We start from the raw sequence: 18,807 nt of genomic DNA, 5'->3' as shown, positions 1-18,807 counted from the left end.
GCTCAAGGTTTTTATTATACTGCTTAGGATGAACCAGGGTCAACTTTTGACCATTGGAGGACGATAAAACCTCTGCAATCGGGGGGCGACTATCGGCCTTGGCCTCTGATAGAATCAAGCCAAGGGAAGGAGTCGAGAAATGGGGAAAAGTCTTTTTCTACCCTTTATCCCGGGCCGCCGGGCAACCGCCCCAAGCCATAATAGAATTGTTGCTTTGACGAGGAGAATAGCAATTTTGAACGCCAAAAAAACGGGAATTTTCTTGACAATTGCCCTAAGTTGTGCTTTAGCAGCAAAAGTGGCGATCGCTAATACTTCCCCTTTGGAGGGGACTCGATGGAAACTAAGGGGTTGGACAGCCGGAAGTTTGGTCAAAGAAACGGAAATTACCGCCGCTTTCCAGAAAAATATCCTCAGTGGTTCGGCCGGATGCAACCAGTATAATACCGGCTATCAAGTCAACAATGGCACGCTTCAGATCAACCAAGCGATCGCTACTACCAAAAAAGCTTGTCCGGAACCGGAGATGAAACAGGAAAATCAATATCTGGCCGCCTTGCAAGGAGTGGAACAATTCCAAGTGACAGCTAAGGGCGATTTACAATTATTTTATCGTACTCCCGAAGGTTTAGGAATACTCACTTTTACCCCCGCACCGACCACCACACGCACGGAAAAGACAATTTATATCAATTCTAGGAAACAACCCTGCAGCCAAGGCACAACCAAAGACTGTTTACAGATGCGAGAAAAACCAGAGGAAAACTGGAGATTGTTTGCCAATAGTATCGAGGGATTTGATTATAAACCAGGATTTTTCTATCAAATTAAAGTTAGCGTTGAAACCGTCTCCAATCCAGCTAATAATCAAAATTCCGAAACATGGAAACTATTAGAAGTTATTAGCCAAACCCCAGAAAAAGAGACTCCGCGAGCTTGGTTTGATCGACCGTTAACTAATTGGAATAAAGCCAAGGCACCTATCCCAAAATCTCCCGTTAAAACCGTGATCGATAACCAGTGTCGTGAACAGGTTCGTCCGGCAATTACTGCCAATGAACAAGCACTTAATAAAGCAGGATGGTTACTGTACGGGGCCGTGCAAACCTATGGGAAAACTAGCATTATTTCGGCCATGAGTGGAGTGGATGGAATGTGCCGACCGATGGGTTATCAAGACTTTGTTTTTGTCGATGGTAAATTCGCTGGCACTCTTTCCCCGCGACCGATGGATTCTCGCGCTGATGGGGCATCTCAGAGAATTGTTTTACAAAATAGCGATCGAATTATTGTCGTTTTTAATCGCTATAAAGACACGGATCCTCTCTGTTGTCCTTCCCAATTAAGTCGCGTTATTTATCAAATTGAAACAGTCAGCGGATTGCCAGTGGTTGTTCCCAAAGAAGCGGAAACAGAAGCGGTGAGAAATTAATTCAGTTATCAGTTATCAGTTATCAGTTATCAGTTATCAGTTATCAGTTATCAGTTATCAGTTATCAGTTATCAGTTATCAGTTATCAGTGAGATAGGGAAAAAAAGACTGGCAGTTAATAGCTTCCTTTTTTATTATATCTCCCGCAAAAGTGAGTTTTTAATCGCATTTTCCCGAAAAAGATCGCTTTTCTACTGCTAGAAAATAATCTATTTCTTGCTGCTTCTCCTGACTGGGAGAATAATGGCTCGGAGACTCCTCACTTAAGGGAAGATTTTTGATTTATGCAGCAGGTTTAGTAATTAGGCACTGATACTAGATAAGTAGTTATAAAATTCTAATAACTCCTCGTTAGTTAGGAGTAAACGTGACTTTTTGCCATAGGTAGAAATCAGGTATTCCCGACCTTTTTCTGTGGTCCAAGCTAATCGTTTCATCTCCACATCAATTTTAGTTTTAAGGACTGAATAATCGATTTCTTCGGGAATAACAACAACTGGCTCCGGTTCTGGGGGTTCTTCTTCAGTTAAATTCGCTTCTTCTGGCAATTCTGTTAATAAGGAGTAATTATCGGTTTCCGTTTCTAATAATAAAGGCTCTGGTTCTGGTAAAGGAATATCCTTAACTTCGGGTAATTCCGGCTCAATTTTAGCCGGGGGAATATCCTTAACTTGGGGTAATTCTGGTTCAATTTTAGCTGGGGGAATATCCTTAACTTGGGGTAATTCTGGTTCAATTTTAGCTGGGGGAATATCCTTAACTTGGGGTAATTCTGGTTCAATTTTAGCTTCAGGACGAGGTATTTCAGTGACTTTAGCCGTTTTAGTCGATTTTTTGGCACTAGGGACGGGTTTAGGTAAATCTTCCGGTAGAGAAATATTATTGGGGCTGATTTTTTCCACAAGCTGGAGATCGGGGGTGCTTTCAGCCTCTAAAAGCAGTAAAGCCCGTTCTCTGGCTCTATCTTCGGCGATTTCCACCGTATCTGCTGCTGCTAAACCTGTAACAACCGTTTTTCCTTCAATTTCCACGATCGCTTTCACAATATACTTGCCATGATCGATTTGAACTAACTCACTAATCAGGGCAACTTGGGGGTAACGTTGGCGTAACTTTTGCAACATGGTGACTTTTTCGAGTTCTTTTGTACTTATATTAGAATACTCTATCGTAATTATGGAAAAATGTAGCAAGTTCTTGCTAAGATTAAAGGTTAGATAAAATTTTCAGTGCTAGGATTAGCCTTGCCCACAGTAAGAAGATTCTACTAGGCTGAAGCTTCCGCCAGAAAGACGAGCAATGGCCGAAAAGTTTGCCGGTGTTCGCTATTGGCTTATACTAACAAAGGCTTCGATAATGCTCAGGGTAGGTTCGGGTGTTTGATGCTTGGTCAGTTTACCCTCACTGTCACCACCAGCGATCGCAATTACCCCGATAGAGATGATCTCTGGAGTCAATGGTTTAAATCCACCTTCTCATTATTAAGTATTTAAACTTAATTATTCACGATTCCGTCAGTGTCTTGTAAGTAAGGATTATTGTCAGATGGACTTCTCGATCGCCACACTCCTCTCTCATCTTAGTGATGATAAATTAGCTACGGGTAAAATTCTCGAAAAAAAATTAGGCTGCGAAGACGATCCCGAAAGCTGTGAAAAATTGCAAGTGATTCTCGATGCTTTGGAACGTCTGGGAATGGTTGTCAAAGAACGCGGGCGCTATCGTCGCGTGATCGAGGAAAATATCGTAGAAGCAAAGCTGCGCTGTTCCAGTAAAGAATTTTGCTTTGCTATCCAAGATATCGAAGATGCTGATGACATCTACGTCTCGAAAAATCATCTAAGTAACGCTTGGAATGGCGATCGAGTTTTAGTCAAAATCATCCGCGAGGGGACCCGTCGTCGTTCCCCAGAGGGAGAGGTGAGATTAATTCTCGAACGAGCTAACCCTTCGCTTCTAGCGCAAGTAAAACAGGAAAATGAGCAGTTCGTAGCGGTTCCCCTGGATGATCGCCTGAAATTTACCCTTAATCTCCTCGAAAATGGTCAAAACCTCCAAGAAAACATCGATCACCTCGTTCATGTTTCCGTCCTCCGTTATCCCCTAGGGGAAATGCCTCCCATCGGCAAAGTTACTCGCATTCTCGGTTCCACGGCCGAGGCCGCTGCCGACACGGATATCGTCTCCTGTAAACACGATCTACCCCATAATTTTCCGCCAGAAGCCCTCGAAATTGCCGATAATTTAGCCGATTTCTTCGATAGTGGCGAAAAAGAACAACTGCGAGATTTAACCCAACTCTTCACCTTTACCATCGAAGATGACACCCCCCTGGATTATCCCCCGATCATTGAAAATGCCTTTTCTTTAGAGAAAATCAACCAAAATCGCTGGCAAGTCGCCATTCATATCAGCGATGTCACCCGTTACATTGAACGGGGTGGATTATTGGATAAAGTTGCCAAAAAACGGGGAACTGCCGTCTATTTAGGCGAAAAAGTGCTGCCATTAGTTCCAGCTGCCCTTACCAGTCGTTGTTCCCTGTCACCCCAAGAACAGCGCCCCGCTATTTCTATCCTCGTCACCCTCGATGATAAGGGGGAGCTAGTGGAGTACGAAATCACCCGCAGCCTCATCCAAGTGGATCAACATTTTACCTATCAACAGGTGCGCGATCTGCTCAGTGAAGAAGATAGCGCAGCTGCCCCCACCGATACCGTTGAAACCCTGAAAGATTTATTTTTCAGCGTTTGCCCCACCCTAAAATCCCAACGTCTGCAGCGGGGTAGTTTTGATATTCAATTAGACAAAATCTCTCCCTACAAAGACGAAGGACGGGGGGGGACTGTTCTCGCTTCTAATAATTTACCAGCCCGTTCTTTACTGACAGAAGTGGCGATTTTAGCCGGCAAAGTTGTCGCTGAACATTTACAGGCCTTAAAATTGCCCTGTATCTACTGTGGACAATCGGAACCGGATTGGGATGAATTGGAGGATTTACTCAAATTAGCCAATAATTTAGGGGCAGAATTAAATTTAACTGCCGAGGAGGAGATTAAACCCAATGACTATCAAAATCTCACCCGCACTTTTTCCGCTTCCACATCGGTGAAAGTCCTCAATTATCTCCTGCAAGAAACTCTCAAATTAGTTAGATATAGCAGCCATCCTTTACCCCATTTTGGTTTGGCCTATACTGGCAATTATACCCACTGTCTCTCACCCCTGCAAAGATATGCCGATCTTTGGGTACAACGGGTGTTAAAAATCCTATTAACAGAGGGGAAAGATCGCCGCAGCAAAATCGTCAAAGTCGGGGTTAATTTGGGCAGTAATAGCTGTCATGGACAGATTAATTGGAATATTCTACCAAGCCAAATTCAGGAGGAGTTAGAAGAAGAAAGTCACCTCATTGTTTCCCATCTCAATGATCGCTCAAAAATTGCTGAAGATGCGGAAAAAGACCTAGAAGGATTGAAAAAAGCCGAGAAAATGAAAGAAAGAATGGGTCAAGTTTTTCGCGGCTTAATTACCGGTGTACAATCCTATGGTTTCTTCGTGGAAATTTCCGATTTATTAGTGGAAGGGTTGGTTCATGTTTCTTCTCTCAAGGATGATTGGTACGAATATCGCGCCCGTCATAGCTGTTTGGTAGGACGGAAAAATCGCGTTGCCTATCGTCTCGGTGATGAGGTGGAAGTGGAGGTAAAAGATGTAGACTATTATCGTCAGCAAATCGATCTAGTTACGGTTAGCGGTGGCAGTTCAGCAAGTTATGACGACTTAGAAGAAGATTAATTATGAATCAACCAACCACCGAAAAAATCGGTAAAACCCGCTTTATTCTGCCCTTTTTATGCGGTATTTTTCTCTTTTTAACCGGCTGTGTCCGTTACGATGTGGGCATTAATTTTCCCCACCAACACCACGGGGAAATTATTCAACATATCACCCTCGGACAACGTTTAACCAGTCTCAGTCAAACCGAAGCCACTAAATGGTTAAATAGTATCGAACAGAGGGCAAAATTACTTAAGGGGAAAACCGCTCCTATTTCCGAACGGGAAATAATTGTGACTATTCCCTTTAGTAATAGTCAGGAATTAGAGGAAAAATTCAATCAATTTTTTGATCCTAGTTCTTCCTTTAAAATCAAAAATTCTGCTAATACCGATGATAGCAAGTTACTGCAACTAGATTCAAAACTGGCAGTTACAGAACAAGATTGCTTCTTTTTGACCCAGAAAAACTTAAAATTAACCGTTGATTTGCGGGCTTTAGGTGTACTTTCCGAACAGGGAAATATTATCGTTAGCCCCGGTTCCTTAGTCGCTATCGACTTCGCTTTAAAGACTCCCTTTCCTGGTCAAAATATTGAAGATGACTCAGGATTAAATCCCCCAGTAGAACAAGTTGATAATCAGTTAATTTGGCATTTAAAACCGGGAGAAATTAACACCATTGCGGCGGCTTTTTGGGTTCCTAACTACTTAGGTATCGGCACAGTAATTATTGTTTTATTAACAAGTTTTGCCTATTACTTGAAATATAAACGCTGGCCCGGTGTATCCCCATCGACTTAAATTGAGATGGCAACTATTGACCGAGATTTAATTATCAATGAGGGAAAGATTGGCCAACTTTATGAAACTGATCTAAAAATTGGCCAACGATAGGGAAAATCTTGGCTAGGATCAAATCATAGTCATAATTGAGACTAGACGGTTTTCCCTTTATTACTTTATTACTGGCAATTACAGTTATGGTTAGCAATATTCCCTTTTCTATCCCCGAACATAGCCTCGATCGAGATTGTACCACCCTCTCCCGTCACGTCCTGCAACAATTACAAAGCTTTTCCCCCGACGCGCAGGATTTAAGCGCAATTATGAGTCGAATTGCCCTAGCCGGGAAATTAATTGCCCGTCGTCTCAGTAAAGCGGGATTGATGGCGGATGTGCTAGGTTTTACTGGAGAAACCAACGTCCAAGGGGAATCAGTCAAGAAAATGGACGTTTTTGCCAATGAGGTATTTATCTCGGTTTTTAAGCAAAGTGGTTTAGTTTGCCGTCTTGCTTCCGAGGAAATGGATAAACCCTATTATATCCCAGAAAACTGTCCCATCGGTCGCTATACCCTACTCTACGACCCGATCGATGGTTCTTCCAATGTGGATATTAACCTAAATGTGGGTTCGATTTTTGCCATCCGTCAACAGGAAGGCAATGATTTAGACGGAGAGGCGCGGGATTTACTGCAAAATGGTCGTCAACAAATCGCCGCCGGTTATATTCTCTACGGACCCTCGACTATTTTAGTTTACTCGATCGGTCGCGGTGTTCATGCCTTTGTCCTTGACCCCAGTTTAGGGGAATTTATCCTCGCCCAAGAGAATATTATTATCCCCGATCACGGTCCGATTTATAGTACCAATGAGGGCAATTTTTGGCAGTGGGATGAGGCAATTCGCGACTATACCCGTTATGTCCACCGCCATGATGGTTACACGGCCCGTTACAGTGGGGCGTTAGTGGGAGATATCCATCGAATTTTAATGCAGGGCGGTGTTTTTCTCTATCCTGGTACTGTTAAAAATCCCCAGGGGAAATTGCGCTTAATTTATGAAACTGCACCCCTTGCTTTTTTAATTGAACAGGCAGGAGGTAAAGCTAGTGATGGGGTGATAAATCTTCTAGATATCGTTCCCGATAAATTACACACCCGCACACCTTTAGTGATCGGTAGTGTCGAAGATGTTAAATTGGTGGAGTCTTTTATCGCCGATCGCCGTCATCGCAATCAACTTTAACTTATAGTTTTATTTCGAGATAAGTAGTCGTGCAAAATTAATTTCCTAGTGAAGATAGGCAAGAGGCAAGAGGCAAGAGGTGGTTAGATATGTGTAATTAATTTTGCTTAGGTACTTAAGTAGCTGGTTATAATTAAATTAAAAATGGATTTTAGGTTCGATCCCCCCTGCCCCCCTTGATAAGGGGGGTGCCGATAGGCGGGGGGATCTGACAACTTTTAACGCCTACCTACTTATTGATACTAAATCCGTTGAGTACAGGCTACCTGTATCAGCAAAAGCAGATAAGATGTTTGATTATCGAGTCATACCAAATCCGTTTTTAATAGTATGATTAACTCTCAAGTGATGAATTGTTTCTCCCTTGGGAGCATCCCAATTATGTAATGAGTATAAATGCTCGGAAGGGGGAGAAGGCTTTTGTAGTAACGATTCTGGTTTGAATCACACAATTTAGAGAACCGTTAAAAATCTATGAACTCCCGAAAAGGCTTGCCATCTAAGCATTTCGCATCTAAGTACAATTTCTTATTGCAAAAGTGGGATGCTCCCTCTTGAATATCAACCAATGAGAAGATAATTTCAAGCTAAGTAGGGTTGGCTGAATAATGGTAAAACCCTTTTAAAATAAGGCTTTTGACCTGTTAGAATCCGATGTTCATGCTGCGAAAATCGGATTGGGACTCTCAAAACCTGGCATTATCCTTTCCTGATATGTAGCCTATACTCAACGGATTGAGTATGACTGGCTGATTGAAATTCTCTCTCCCGATCAAAATCAGACTAAAGTTGTTAAAAATATCCTTTATTGTCTAGATCACGGCACTCAAGTGGGTTGGTTAATCGACCCTGAAGAAGAGATTATCTTTGTTTATTTTAGTGATTGAACTATCGCCATTATCAGTTATCATTTATCCGTTAACAGATATAAGTTTTTAGTTTCCAGATTTGAGTTATCAGTTCACTGTTTACTGATTACTGATCACTGTTTACTGATTACTGTTCACTGATTACTGTTTAGGTGACACTTTGAAACAACTGTGACCAATCGAGATTGGGAGCGTCTGAGGGGGCAACAATTTCGAGAATTTTATTGTTAGCGGCGGGATAAAATAGGGATTCTACGCAAACCGAGGCCACTTTCGTGCGGGGAATATTGCCCTCAGAAAGGGTATCAGCGGATGACATTTTAATGGCATTAAGATTATCCTCGTTTTTAAGGCCGCCGGGGCGCACAATCGTGTAGGTTAGTCCACTATTGATTAAATAGGCTTCCGCTTGTTTTTTCCAGAATAAAATTAACCAAAAGAGATTGAGGGGATGGAAAAAGTTAGATACACAGAGGGAAGTAACCAGAACAAAATGCTCGATTCCTTTCTTTTTGGCGGCATCGATGAGATTTTTAGTTCCCAAGTAGTCCACTAACAAAGGTTCCGTGGGATTAAAGCTCGGTCTGGCTCCCGTGGCGCATAGCAAAACGCTACAATCAGCGATTAGTGCCTCTAACTTATCGGCCTGTTGGACATCTCCGACGACGATTTCCACCCCTGCTGGCAAAATTTCCGCCGCTTTCTCGCGGTTTCTCACCAAAGCGCGCACGGGAATCTGACGTTCGACTAATTGGGCAACGATTCGCCGTCCCGTTTCCCCTGTGGCTCCTGCTACAAATGCTTTCATCGCTTCTTGACCAAATAGCTTTTAACAATACGTTACACTAATCTCAATTCTACAAATTTCCCTGATCCTTTGGCGGTTAATCGCCAACTTTTTCTAACAGTATCATTTTCCAGGTTTATAAGTCATGCAGTGTCCCCCCATTAACTCCCTAGCTCGCAAATCTGTAGAAGTCAAAGAAGACAATCAATTTCTCGGTTTTCAAACCCGTTTTGCCGGATGTATGGATATGTATAGCAATCAGGACAAGGTTGCCGATTATCTGGGCGCGCACGAAGGTTGGTTTTGTCGTTGTGCCGAACCGATGAAAACTCTGCCCTTCGGTGACAATGGTTATATTATCACCATCGGTAAATATGGAGCTTTTGGCTATGAACTGGAGCCGAAAATCGCTGTGGTTCTGGAACTTCCCGTCAATGGAGTCTATCATACTCGCAGTGTCCCCATTCCCGATCAACCGTTTTCGGGCTATCTAGTGGATTATCAGGCAATTATGAAACTAGAGGAAATGCCGCTATCTTCTCCTAGTCAGGAAATTGAGGCAATTTTTCGGCAACAGGGACGGGATATTCCGGCGGTTATCACCCAAGTCACCTGGGAACTGCATATGGATGTTATGGTTAAGTTTCCCAAGTTTATTTATAAGATTCCCCGTTCAATTCTCCAAAAAACCGGTGATAAACTGTTGACGCAAATTGTTCGCCAAGTTTCCCCCCGGTTAACCTATAAAGTTCAAGAGGATTTTCACTCTAGCTTCAATTTACCCCTACCCCCCGCCTCCAGTCGTCTTTTCTATCGTCTCGACTCTTGCGAGGGGGGGCTGCTTGCCTAGTATTTGGGGGGCCTGTTGCTGTGTCTGTCAACAGTAAGCAGTAGAGCTTGCTGATGGGAAACCAAGGAAAAATAAAGATTTGCTAACGGTGCTGGTCAGTCTAAGCTAGAATTATTAAGAAATGTTTACTTGTAAAAATAAACCTAAGACTACTTCAATATTTTATGTCTCTGCCTATCCGTAACGTTGCTATCATTGCTCACGTTGACCACGGGAAAACCACCCTCGTCGATGCACTCCTCAAACAGTCGGGAATCTTTCGAGAAGGGGAAGATGTACCCACCTGCGTCATGGATTCCAATGACCTCGAAAGAGAACGCGGTATCACCATTCTGGCCAAAAACACCGCCGTTCGTTACAAAGACACCCTGATTAACATCGTCGATACTCCCGGTCACGCCGACTTTGGTGGCGAAGTGGAACGGGTTTTAGGTATGGTGGACGGTTGTATCCTGATTGTCGATGCTAACGAAGGGCCGATGCCCCAAACCCGTTTTGTGCTGAAAAAAGCCCTAGAAAAGGGATTAAGACCGATTGTCGTGGTTAATAAAATCGATCGCCCTAATGTCGATCCTAACCTAGCCGTGGACAAAGTTTTCGATCTGTTTGTGGAACTGGGCGCCGATGACGACCAATGTGATTTTACTACTCTGTTCGCTTCCGGGATGCAAGGATTCGCCAAAGAAAGCCTCGAAGACGAAGACAAAGATATGCAGCCCCTGTTTGAGGCGATTTTACACCACGTTCCACCACCGGCCGGGGACGTTAACAAACCCCTACAGCTGCAAGTAACCACCCTCGATTACTCGGAATACTTAGGACGCATCGTTATCGGCCGCATCCATAACGGCGTAATTAAAGCCGGTCAACAGGCCGCTTTAGTAAAGGATACGGGCGCAATTGTCAAGGGGAAAATAACAAAACTTCTTGGTTTTGAGGGCCTTAAACGGGTGGAACTAAACGAGGCCAGTGCTGGTAATATCGTTGCTGTGGCTGGTTTTGCTGACGCTAACATCGGGGAAACGGTAACTTTAGCCGATGACCCGCAAGCTTTACCCCTAATTAAAGTCGATGAACCGACCCTACAAATGACCTTCTCGGTGAACGATTCTCCCTTCGCCGGTCAGGAAGGCACTTTTGTCACCTCGCGGCAAATTCGCGATCGTCTGATGCGAGAATTAGAAACTAACGTCGCCCTACGGGTGGAAGAAAGTGATTCCGCCGAGAAATTCCTGGTTTCGGGCCGGGGAGAACTGCATTTAGGCATTCTCATCGAAACCATGCGTCGGGAAGGCTACGAATTCCAAGTGTCGCAGCCGCAGGTTATCTATCGGGAAATTAACGGTCAACCCTGCGAACCCTACGAATACCTCGTTTTAGATGTACCCGAAGAAGCGGTGGGTTCCAGTATCGAACGTCTCGGCCAACGGAAAGGGGAAATGCAGGATATGCAGACGGGCAGCAATGGCCGTACTCAATTGGAATTCGTGATTCCGTCCCGAGGTTTAATCGGTTTCCGGGGGGAATTTATCCGTCTGAGTCGCGGTGAGGGGATTATGAACCATAGTTTTCTGGAATATCGTCCTTTCTCCGGGGAATTAGCCACCCGTTATAATGGCGTGATTACTGCCTTTGAGGAGGGAGTGGCCACTTTCTACGCCCTCAAAAACGCCGAGGACCGGGGGGTATTCTTTATTACTCCTGGGACAAAAGTGTATAAAAACATGATTATCGGCGAAAGCAACCGGCCCCAAGACGTGGAGATCAATATCTGCAAAACTAAACAGTTAACTAACCATCGTTCCGCCACCGGGGATGAATTGGTTCAGTTACAATCCCCCGTGGATATGAGTCTCGAACGCGCCCTCGAATACATCGGACCGGATGAGTTGGTAGAAATTACCCCGAAATCGATCCGTCTGCGTAAATTACCGGTGAAAAAGTTAGCCAAACGTTAATCGGTTTTGACAAAATCTGGCGGCAATTTTGCCATGGCCGTTGCTGCTAAAAGGGGCAGCAATGGCTCGAAGATGATCGGTAATTGGTTATGATTGAGATCTAACAAAGAAATCCACTCAGATTTTCAACAAAACTGAGATGATAGAAAAAAGTGCCTTGAGTTTGAGGGTAAAGAATCTGCTGTGAGCTATTCTGCTACTTTGATGCGACATCCGATGTTTCCCGCCGCGTCGGACAGCAATCGTCTTCGTCTCTTTTCGGGATCCGCTAATGTCTCTCTTGCCCAAGAGGTAGCCCGTTATCTGGGCATGGATGTGGGTCCGATGATTCGTAAACGTTTCGCCGATGGTGAATTGTACATCCAGATTCAGGAATCGATCCGGGGCTGCGATGTCTATTTAATTCAACCCTGTTGCAATCCCGTCAACGATCATTTGATGGAATTGTTAATCATGATTGATGCCTGTCGTCGTGCTTCTGCCCGACAAATTACCGCCGTAATTCCCTATTATGGTTATGCTCGCGCTGATCGCAAAACCGCCGGCCGGGAATCGATCGCCGCTAAACTGGTGGCTAATCTGATCACGGAAGCGGGGGCAAGTCGCGTGTTGGCCATGGATTTGCATTCGTCCCAAATTCAAGGTTATTTCGATATTCCCTTCGATCACGTTTACGGTTCCCCGGTGGTGGTGGACTATCTTCTCAGTAAACAATTACCCGATATCGTCGTCGTCTCTCCCGATGTGGGTGGGGTGGCCAGGGCGCGGGCTTTTGCCAAAAAACTCAGTGATGCTCCCCTAGCAATTATTGATAAACGCCGGCAAACCCATAATGTGGCGGAAGTGATGAACTTGATCGGCGATGTTAAGGATAAAACGGCGGTTTTAGTCGATGATATGATCGATACGGCTGGTACGATCGCTCAAGGGGCGCAGTTACTGAAAGCCAAGGGGGCGCGACAGGTTTATGCTTGTGCCACCCATCCGGTTTTTTCTGGTCCTGCGATCGAGCGTTTATCCAGTGGCATAGTCGAGGAGGTGATCGTTACTAACACGATTCCCGTGCCGCAAGACCATTTTTTCCCGCAACTGAAAGTCTTGCCGGTTGCCCCGATTCTGGGTGAGGCAATATGGCGCATCCATGAGGACAATTCCGTGAGTAATATGTTTAAATAGATGGCCGAATCCCCCTAGTTTTAGGGGGAATTTTTATATTTATTTTCTTGACATTAATTCTGATTTGTGGCAGCGTCGGGGTTGTCAAGTCCTCCCAGACGATTAAAGGGCCAAAAACGCACCACGGCGCGACCGATTAAGTTTTCCCGGGGAACGAAGCCCCAAGCGTGGGAATCATAACTATTATTGCGATTATCGCCCAAAACCAGATATTGATCGGGGGGAACTGTCACCGGTCCGTAAGCATAATTAGGTTCTTCGGCGATATACTTTTCCGCTAAAACTTTACCGTTGACGTAAACTAGACCGTTTTTGACTTCCACCTTATCCCCCGGCAGTCCAATCACCCGTTTAATAAAAGCATCCTGAAAATTTTGAGCTTTGAGAGCGGCTGTCGGACTAAAAACCACTATATCACCCCGTTCTGGCTTATGAAAATGATAGCTAACTTTCTCGATAATGAGGCGATCATTAATCTGGAGAGTGGGTTCCATGGAAGAAGAGGGAATATAACGGGCCTCGGCCACAAAAGTGCGGATACCAAAAGCCAAAATTCCAGCCGTGACAATGGTTTTAACTGCTTCTAGCCAAGGGTTTTCTTGGGGGACGGGAGGAGGAGAGGGTTTTTCGGATTTATGGTTCAAGCTTTCAGCCATAGAATTTAAACTTTTGAGAAGGATTAAGCCAATACGCTCTTTAATGTTCTAGTCTAGTGATAGTAGCAGCGTAGATAATATTTTAAGACAATCCCCATACATCTACCGGATCACTGTTATTTTGTCAAGGCCGCATTCTGCTGCTGGAAGGGGAATTTCCTCGGAGGTGGAAAAGGGTAGGATTAGTCCCATTGCTGACGAGATCGAGACTCGTCCTAGTACCATCCTGGACGCGGGGGGCTTGACTTTGTTGCCTGGTGTTATTAGTCCACTGCATTTTCACCCGCTGGGATGTTTACAAAAATTCCCGAATGATCGATTGGAAACAATGATCGATTGGAAACTTGGATATTATTTTAGCAAAGCGGCTTGACTCAGATTTATGTATATGTTTGCACAAATTCCCGAACGCTCGATGCACTATTTGCGATGGGTTCTGACCATCGCTTGGTTAATTCTGATATTTTCTCTGTTTTTTGACCCGATTTCGGCAAAATTAACCGATACTAACAATCTTTCTAGTCCCCTGAGAGTGGATCCCGATCTGTGCATTAAAGTCCAGGAAGTTTGCCTACCCCAATCCTCCTATCAGTTAGGTGCGCCGATTTTTTGGGGAATAGTGGTTCCTAGTGGTGTTTTTATCCTATTAGTATTAGGTCACGAACTCTGGCGGCGTATCTGTCCTTTATCCTTTCTTTCTCAAATACCGCGTGCTTTGGGTAAACAGCGTCAGAAAAAACAGACCGATAAATCGGGGAAAGTCCGCTCTGAAATCTATAAAGTGCCGAAAAACTCTTGGTTAGCTCGGAATTATCTCTATCTACAATTAAGTCTGTTATTTTTGGGTTTATGCGGACGGATTCTTTTTTATAATTCCGATCGCTTAGTCTTAGGCAGCTTTTTAATCTTTACTATTCTAGTGGCGATCTTTGTGGGTTATTGGTATGGGGGCAAATCTTGGTGTAACTATTTCTGTCCCATGAGTCCAGTGGAAAGGATTTACGGTGAACCGAGGGGTTTACTAAATAGTACCGCTCACGAAGACAGTCGCGGTGGGATTACTCAATCTATGTGTCGTATTGTCCATGAAGATGGTAGCGAACAAAGTGCCTGTGTTGCCTGTCAGAGTCCCTGTATCGATATCGATGCGGAAAGATCCTATTGGGATGGGATTACTAAGAGCGATCGCCAATGGCTTTATTACGGTTATTTTGGCTTAGTTTTTGGCTATTTTATCTATTATTATCTCTATGCTGGCAATTGGGACTATTATTTCTCTGGAGCTTGGGCGCACGACGAAAATCAGCTAGAATCCCTCTTTAAACCGGGTTTTTATCTTGCTGGTCAGGCAATTGCGATTCCGAGGTTGGTAGCTGTTCCCTTAACTTTGGCAATCTGCACTTTTTTGGGTTATTTTCTCGGTAAAAAAGTTGAAAATGCCTATAAAGTCGATAGAATTCGCAAAAAGTCGCCCTTACCGACCGAAATTATCCGTCATCGAGTCTTTACTTTCGGAACTTTTCTGATTTTCAATTTCTTCTTTATTTTCGGTGGTCGTCCTTTTATTAATCTTTTGCCAAAATTTTGGCATTATTTCGCTAGTATTTTAGCGGCTGTTTTGAGTAGTTTATGGTTATATCGTACTTGGATAAGGGATCCGAGTCGTTACCAACGGGAAGGACTAGCAGGAAAATTGCGTAAACAGTTGGGTAAACTGGGTCTCGATACGGCTAAATATCTCGATGGGCGATCGCTGGAAACTTTGGACGCGGATGAGGTGTATGTGTTAGCCAAGATACTGCCAGATTTCACGCACCAGAAGTGTTTAAAAGCCTATAAAGCCGTGTTAAAAGAGGCTTTGGAGGAGGGATATACTGACTTCGGCCACAGCCTCGAAATCCTCCAACAAATGCGCCTAGAGTTGACGATTACCGAGGCAGAACATCAAGCAATTCTAACGGAGTTGGGTGTGGAATCGGCCGAACTTCTCGATCCGGAAAAGCAGTATAGTCGCGAGGATTGGTTACGTTTGCAGAGTTATCGCGATGCTTTGTTGGAAAGTCTCTTGGTGACTTGGAAAAAAGACCCCGATCGCAAGGTGGGATCGGAATTGCTGGAAGTGTTAACCGGTAAGAGTTCCAGGGAGGCGATCGAGCATTTATTGACGGAATTGCCGGCCGCGGAAACGGAAACTGTCGAGTCTTTGCGTCGGGAGTACGGAGTTACTCGTCAGGAGGAGGAAACGATTCTCCATCGTCCTCTGGCCCGTCAATTATGGCAAAATATCGCCCGCGCTTTTCAGGTCTTCGATCGTCTATCTTTTAGTAGTGATAGCGATCGTGAGCAACAGGAGAGGATTTTATTGGAAAGATTCCAGCTATTCGATAGTGATAGCTCTGGACAAATTAGCCTTGAGGAGTTAAAAGCTTGTCTTCAGGCGATCGAACCGGGGGTGACAGACAAGGAAATCGAAGCTATGTTACAGCAGGCCGATACAAGTCGCGATAATCAGATTAGTTTTCCGGAATTTCGCGATCTACTCCACCAATTCCACAAATAAACTGTCTTCAACGAAGGAGTCTTTATTTGGCTCTTCTAGGTTCTGTGTGATAAGTTTAATTGACATAGGATCGATCGATCTTTGTGTCCTTTGTGTCTTTGTGGTTCGTTCCACCCCCTCGCTCTTGAGAAATGTATCTTAGAATACATTTTACCCACCAAAGCTGGGAGAGCCTTTATTTTCCCTGACTCCTTTAATTCTTTTAAAAAATAGCTGTTCGCAGGCAGGCAAGGATTCCCATTATACTAGAAAGTATAAGGCAAGTTGAGGGATTTTGTCAAGCTTTTTTAAGCAACTTTATTTCTATTTGTCCATCTACGCTTCACAATAAACCGCGATAGCGGATAAAAACGAGGATTACTGCCCAGGAACCTAAAGCTACTTTAACGGCGACTAAAATATTTAGTATCGGTAAAATACCGCCACTAAATAGCGCTCCTAATTCCCCGTGGGGTAACTCAAATCCTGAGAGAGTAATGGCGGCTAAAACAATAAAAACTAAGACGGAAATTTTCTCCCATGTTGCCGCTTGCCAACGGCGATAAATTGCTTGCATCCATTCGGGAGACGAGGTAATGGCTATTAAACCAATTGCCGTACCTCCGGCGACTCCGGCGGCAAAACCTCCCCCCGGACTTAAATGTCCGCGGATAGCTAATTCAATGCCCACTAAAGCGGCAATTGTTGCCCCCAAACGGGCTAAAATAATTGAAGGTTGGTCGGTAAATTGATGGATTTTACTGGCGGGTTTTTCGGTGGCTAGAAGAAAATTCGCCCCCATAATGGCAATGGTAAAAACAATCACTTCATAGATGGTATCGTAAAGACGATTACGAAAAATAACCACCGAAACCGCATTAGGAACACCGCCGTCGCGCACTAGGGATTCAACAATTTCTAAGGATGATATAGAGGAAGCAGTATTGGGAATAATTACCATTTTGACAGCGAAGGCAATGGCGGCTAGAGTGTAAATCCATTTCATTAGTGTTTCTCCTCTAATTTGGGGGTTTCAATACAGGTTAAAATCGTGTTTGCTGCCGTTAATTCATTTTTAAAAATATCGTAGAGATAGGGTAATCTAATTGTGGTTTCGTAGGGGATGGTTTCTGGATTGTCTTGACGGATACAGACGGCATGAACATCTTTATCCCTAAGTGCCTGTTGCAAAGCTTGTTTATCACTGTAGGCAACTAATTCTAAACGCATAAAACGCTTACTTAAAACCGTTTGTAGTTGAGTTTTTAACTGTTCTAAAACTGTATCGGTTTCCTCGGCAATTACTCCTAAACGCATCACTAAAGAGGAACGAATCGCCACCGCGTAGAGAGTTACGGCTAACATGGTTCCCATCAAAGCTTCGGTTAAAGATACATCTGCCGCCCCTAATAAAGCATAAACTAAAGCGGCTATTGCCCCTAAAACCCCGCGAATTACTAAAGCTTGGTAGGGATTAGATTGTAACATCACCATCGCCGCAGTTAAAGGCAAGAGGGCAACAATAACATAGAGATAACTTTCATTCATCTTTAATTCTACTCTCGATCGCTAGAAGTATAAGCTAAAACGTAGCCTAACATGGTGTTCCAAATTGCTAGGGAAATTATTGCCAATAATAATAAAGGCCAATTTTGGGGAACTTTCAAAAGTAGCCCGAAAATAATCGCCATAGAACCCAAGGTATCAGCGACAGATAGACCATGTAATTTATATAATACCGAGCGCTTGTCTAAAAGATGCGCCGTTCCCCAAAACCAGAAAAACACTCCGATAGCGATGCAGATATAACTGAAAATGTCAATCATGATTCGTTCAATCGTTTAAGAATTTGTGCTAATAACATAAATCCAGCATTACCGACACTGAGAATAATCACTGCTACCACTCCAATCATCCAATCATCCCGCAGAACTGACACCACTAGAATAATAATCGATGATTTACTGGAAGCACTGGCAAAGGCGGCCATTTTTTGCCAGATGTCATCATTTCTTGCCACTTCATAAAGGGGAATTAATAGGGCGACAATCATGGCAATGAGAATAATATTCATCCCTGGTTACTCCGTTTAATTACATGAACTTCATAACCTTCATTTTCCTTGTATTCGGTGACGATAGTTTTCGGGGTAAAGGTAATGAGAAATATATCCCAAAAAGCTAATCTGGGTGAACGTTTACCCGAAATTCTCTCTAAAATAATTTCTTCTTCTTTGTGGGGACGAAAGATGATTTCAAACGCTTCTTTATAAGCTTGGGGAATAGCTATAAAGACTTTAATTATTACCTTTAACCAATCGCCTAAAGTTTCGCTAGAGGCGAAATTACGGGGCAAAAGAAAAGCAATAGCCACCCCGATCATAATATTAGCGGGGGTAAAATTAGCCGTGAGTAAAAACCACATAGTTAAACGCAGAATTATATGTCCGATCATGCTAAGACCATCCAAAATAATAAAACTAACATTATACTCATCATACCGACGAGATTATCAAATTGTTCCCAAGCTCGCGATAATTTTAGGGATAACTTTTTGAAAACTCCCAGATATAACCACCACCCAGCACCGATGACCGCTAAAGCTTTGATAATATTGGGGAGATTATAAGCTTCAACATAGACGGCATTGGATAAAAATAGGGCGGCAAGGAGCAGAATTATTGCTGTCCAGAAACCGATAGTTAGCTTCTGTTTACTTTCGCCACCGGCGT

The 18,807-nt window shown here is 43.8% G+C and carries 16 protein-coding genes and 2 pseudogenes; 9 read left to right on the top strand and 9 right to left on the bottom strand.

Annotated elements, in window-relative coordinates:
* Nucleotides 1-139 precede the first annotated feature (139 nt).
* Nucleotides 140-1,432, top strand: a complete 1,293-nt coding sequence (locus tag MICAI_RS23795; RefSeq protein ID WP_008201899.1) for a DUF4377 domain-containing protein — start codon at nucleotides 140-142, stop codon at nucleotides 1,430-1,432.
* 302 nt (nucleotides 1,433-1,734) lie between these two features.
* Here the strand turns inward: MICAI_RS23795 and MICAI_RS11510 are convergent, their stop codons facing one another.
* Complete coding sequence (locus MICAI_RS11510) at nucleotides 1,735-2,556, bottom strand: hypothetical protein (RefSeq protein ID WP_008201896.1); 822 nt, start codon at nucleotides 2,554-2,556, stop codon at nucleotides 1,735-1,737.
* Between the two features lie 421 nt (nucleotides 2,557-2,977).
* Between MICAI_RS11510 and MICAI_RS11505 the strand changes: the two genes are divergently transcribed.
* The 4 genes and pseudogenes from MICAI_RS11505 to MICAI_RS27870 all read left to right on the top strand — a co-directional run.
* The gene (locus MICAI_RS11505) at nucleotides 2,978-5,230 is read left to right on the top strand and encodes a ribonuclease R family protein (protein WP_008201895.1); all 2,253 of its coding nucleotides are present in this window, start codon (nucleotides 2,978-2,980) and stop codon (nucleotides 5,228-5,230) included.
* A 2-nt stretch (nucleotides 5,231-5,232) separates the two neighbouring features.
* The gene (locus MICAI_RS11500; RefSeq protein WP_008201894.1) at nucleotides 5,233-6,015 is read left to right on the top strand and encodes a DUF3153 domain-containing protein; all 783 of its coding nucleotides are present in this window, start codon (nucleotides 5,233-5,235) and stop codon (nucleotides 6,013-6,015) included.
* A gap of 179 nt (nucleotides 6,016-6,194) precedes the next feature.
* The gene (gene fbp / locus MICAI_RS11495) at nucleotides 6,195-7,241 is read left to right on the top strand and encodes a class 1 fructose-bisphosphatase (protein ID WP_008201893.1); all 1,047 of its coding nucleotides are present in this window, start codon (nucleotides 6,195-6,197) and stop codon (nucleotides 7,239-7,241) included.
* Nucleotides 7,242-7,984: 743 nt separating this feature from the next.
* Nucleotides 7,985-8,251 (top strand): annotated as a pseudogene (locus tag MICAI_RS27870) (Uma2 family endonuclease); the annotation flags it as partial.
* Between the two features lie 7 nt (nucleotides 8,252-8,258).
* Here MICAI_RS27870 and MICAI_RS11490 read toward each other — a convergent pair.
* A complete protein-coding gene (locus MICAI_RS11490) occupies nucleotides 8,259-8,918 on the bottom strand; it encodes an SDR family oxidoreductase (RefSeq protein ID WP_008201892.1) in 660 nt (219 codons plus the stop codon).
* Nucleotides 8,919-9,042: 124 nt separating this feature from the next.
* On the opposite strand from MICAI_RS11490, the gene MICAI_RS11485 reads away from it, so the two are divergent.
* The 3 genes from MICAI_RS11485 to MICAI_RS11475 all read left to right on the top strand — a co-directional run bounded on the left by MICAI_RS11485 (nucleotide 9,043) and on the right by MICAI_RS11475 (nucleotide 12,881).
* Nucleotides 9,043-9,747 carry a DUF1997 domain-containing protein gene (locus MICAI_RS11485; RefSeq protein WP_008201890.1) on the top strand — a complete coding sequence of 235 codons (705 nt, stop codon included), beginning with the start codon at nucleotides 9,043-9,045 and terminating at the stop codon, nucleotides 9,745-9,747.
* Between the two features lie 164 nt (nucleotides 9,748-9,911).
* Nucleotides 9,912-11,705, top strand: a complete 1,794-nt coding sequence (gene typA / locus MICAI_RS11480) for a translational GTPase TypA (RefSeq protein ID WP_008201888.1) — start codon at nucleotides 9,912-9,914, stop codon at nucleotides 11,703-11,705.
* 204 nt (nucleotides 11,706-11,909) lie between these two features.
* Entirely contained in the window at nucleotides 11,910-12,881 is a 972-nt protein-coding gene (locus MICAI_RS11475) for a ribose-phosphate pyrophosphokinase (RefSeq protein ID WP_008201886.1), read from the top strand.
* A gap of 53 nt (nucleotides 12,882-12,934) precedes the next feature.
* Here the strand turns inward: MICAI_RS11475 and lepB are convergent, their stop codons facing one another.
* The gene (gene lepB / locus MICAI_RS11470) at nucleotides 12,935-13,537 is read right to left on the bottom strand and encodes a signal peptidase I (protein ID WP_008201884.1); all 603 of its coding nucleotides are present in this window, start codon (nucleotides 13,535-13,537) and stop codon (nucleotides 12,935-12,937) included.
* Between the two features lie 388 nt (nucleotides 13,538-13,925).
* On the opposite strand from lepB, the gene MICAI_RS11460 reads away from it, so the two are divergent.
* Entirely contained in the window at nucleotides 13,926-16,097 is a 2,172-nt protein-coding gene (locus MICAI_RS11460; protein WP_039900032.1) for an EF-hand domain-containing protein, read from the top strand.
* 322 nt (nucleotides 16,098-16,419) lie between these two features.
* On the opposite strand, the gene MICAI_RS11455 is transcribed toward MICAI_RS11460, so the two are convergent.
* The 6 genes and pseudogenes from MICAI_RS11455 to MICAI_RS11430 form a co-directional block, all read right to left on the bottom strand.
* Nucleotides 16,420-17,082: a Na(+)/H(+) antiporter subunit B gene (locus MICAI_RS11455; RefSeq protein WP_008201880.1), complete on the bottom strand. Its 663-nt coding sequence runs from the start codon at nucleotides 17,080-17,082 to the stop codon at nucleotides 16,420-16,422.
* Nucleotides 17,082-17,624: a DUF4040 domain-containing protein gene (locus MICAI_RS11450; protein ID WP_008201860.1), complete on the bottom strand. Its 543-nt coding sequence runs from the start codon at nucleotides 17,622-17,624 to the stop codon at nucleotides 17,082-17,084. The genes MICAI_RS11455 and MICAI_RS11450 overlap by 1 nt, the downstream gene beginning before the upstream one ends.
* Nucleotides 17,625-17,632: 8 nt before the next feature.
* Nucleotides 17,633-17,902, bottom strand: a complete 270-nt coding sequence (locus MICAI_RS11445) for a monovalent cation/H(+) antiporter subunit G (protein ID WP_002752066.1) — start codon at nucleotides 17,900-17,902, stop codon at nucleotides 17,633-17,635.
* Nucleotides 17,899-18,150: a hypothetical protein gene (locus MICAI_RS11440; RefSeq protein WP_008201858.1), complete on the bottom strand. Its 252-nt coding sequence runs from the start codon at nucleotides 18,148-18,150 to the stop codon at nucleotides 17,899-17,901. The genes MICAI_RS11445 and MICAI_RS11440 overlap by 4 nt, the downstream gene beginning before the upstream one ends.
* Nucleotides 18,147-18,530 (bottom strand): Na+/H+ antiporter subunit E, encoded by a 384-nt coding sequence (locus MICAI_RS11435; RefSeq protein ID WP_008201856.1) that lies wholly within the window; start codon nucleotides 18,528-18,530, stop codon nucleotides 18,147-18,149. Before MICAI_RS11435 ends, MICAI_RS11440 begins: the two co-directional genes overlap by 4 nt.
* Nucleotides 18,527-18,807: pseudogene (locus MICAI_RS11430) on the bottom strand (cation:proton antiporter); the annotation flags it as partial. The gene MICAI_RS11435 and the pseudogene MICAI_RS11430, both read right to left, overlap by 4 nt.

It is taken from the genome of Microcystis sp. T1-4 (genome assembly GCF_000297435.1).
GTDB lineage: Bacteria > Cyanobacteriota > Cyanobacteriia > Cyanobacteriales > Microcystaceae > Microcystis.
Note: the sequence above shows the minus strand (reverse complement) of the source record. Positions and strands in the feature narration are given on the sequence as shown.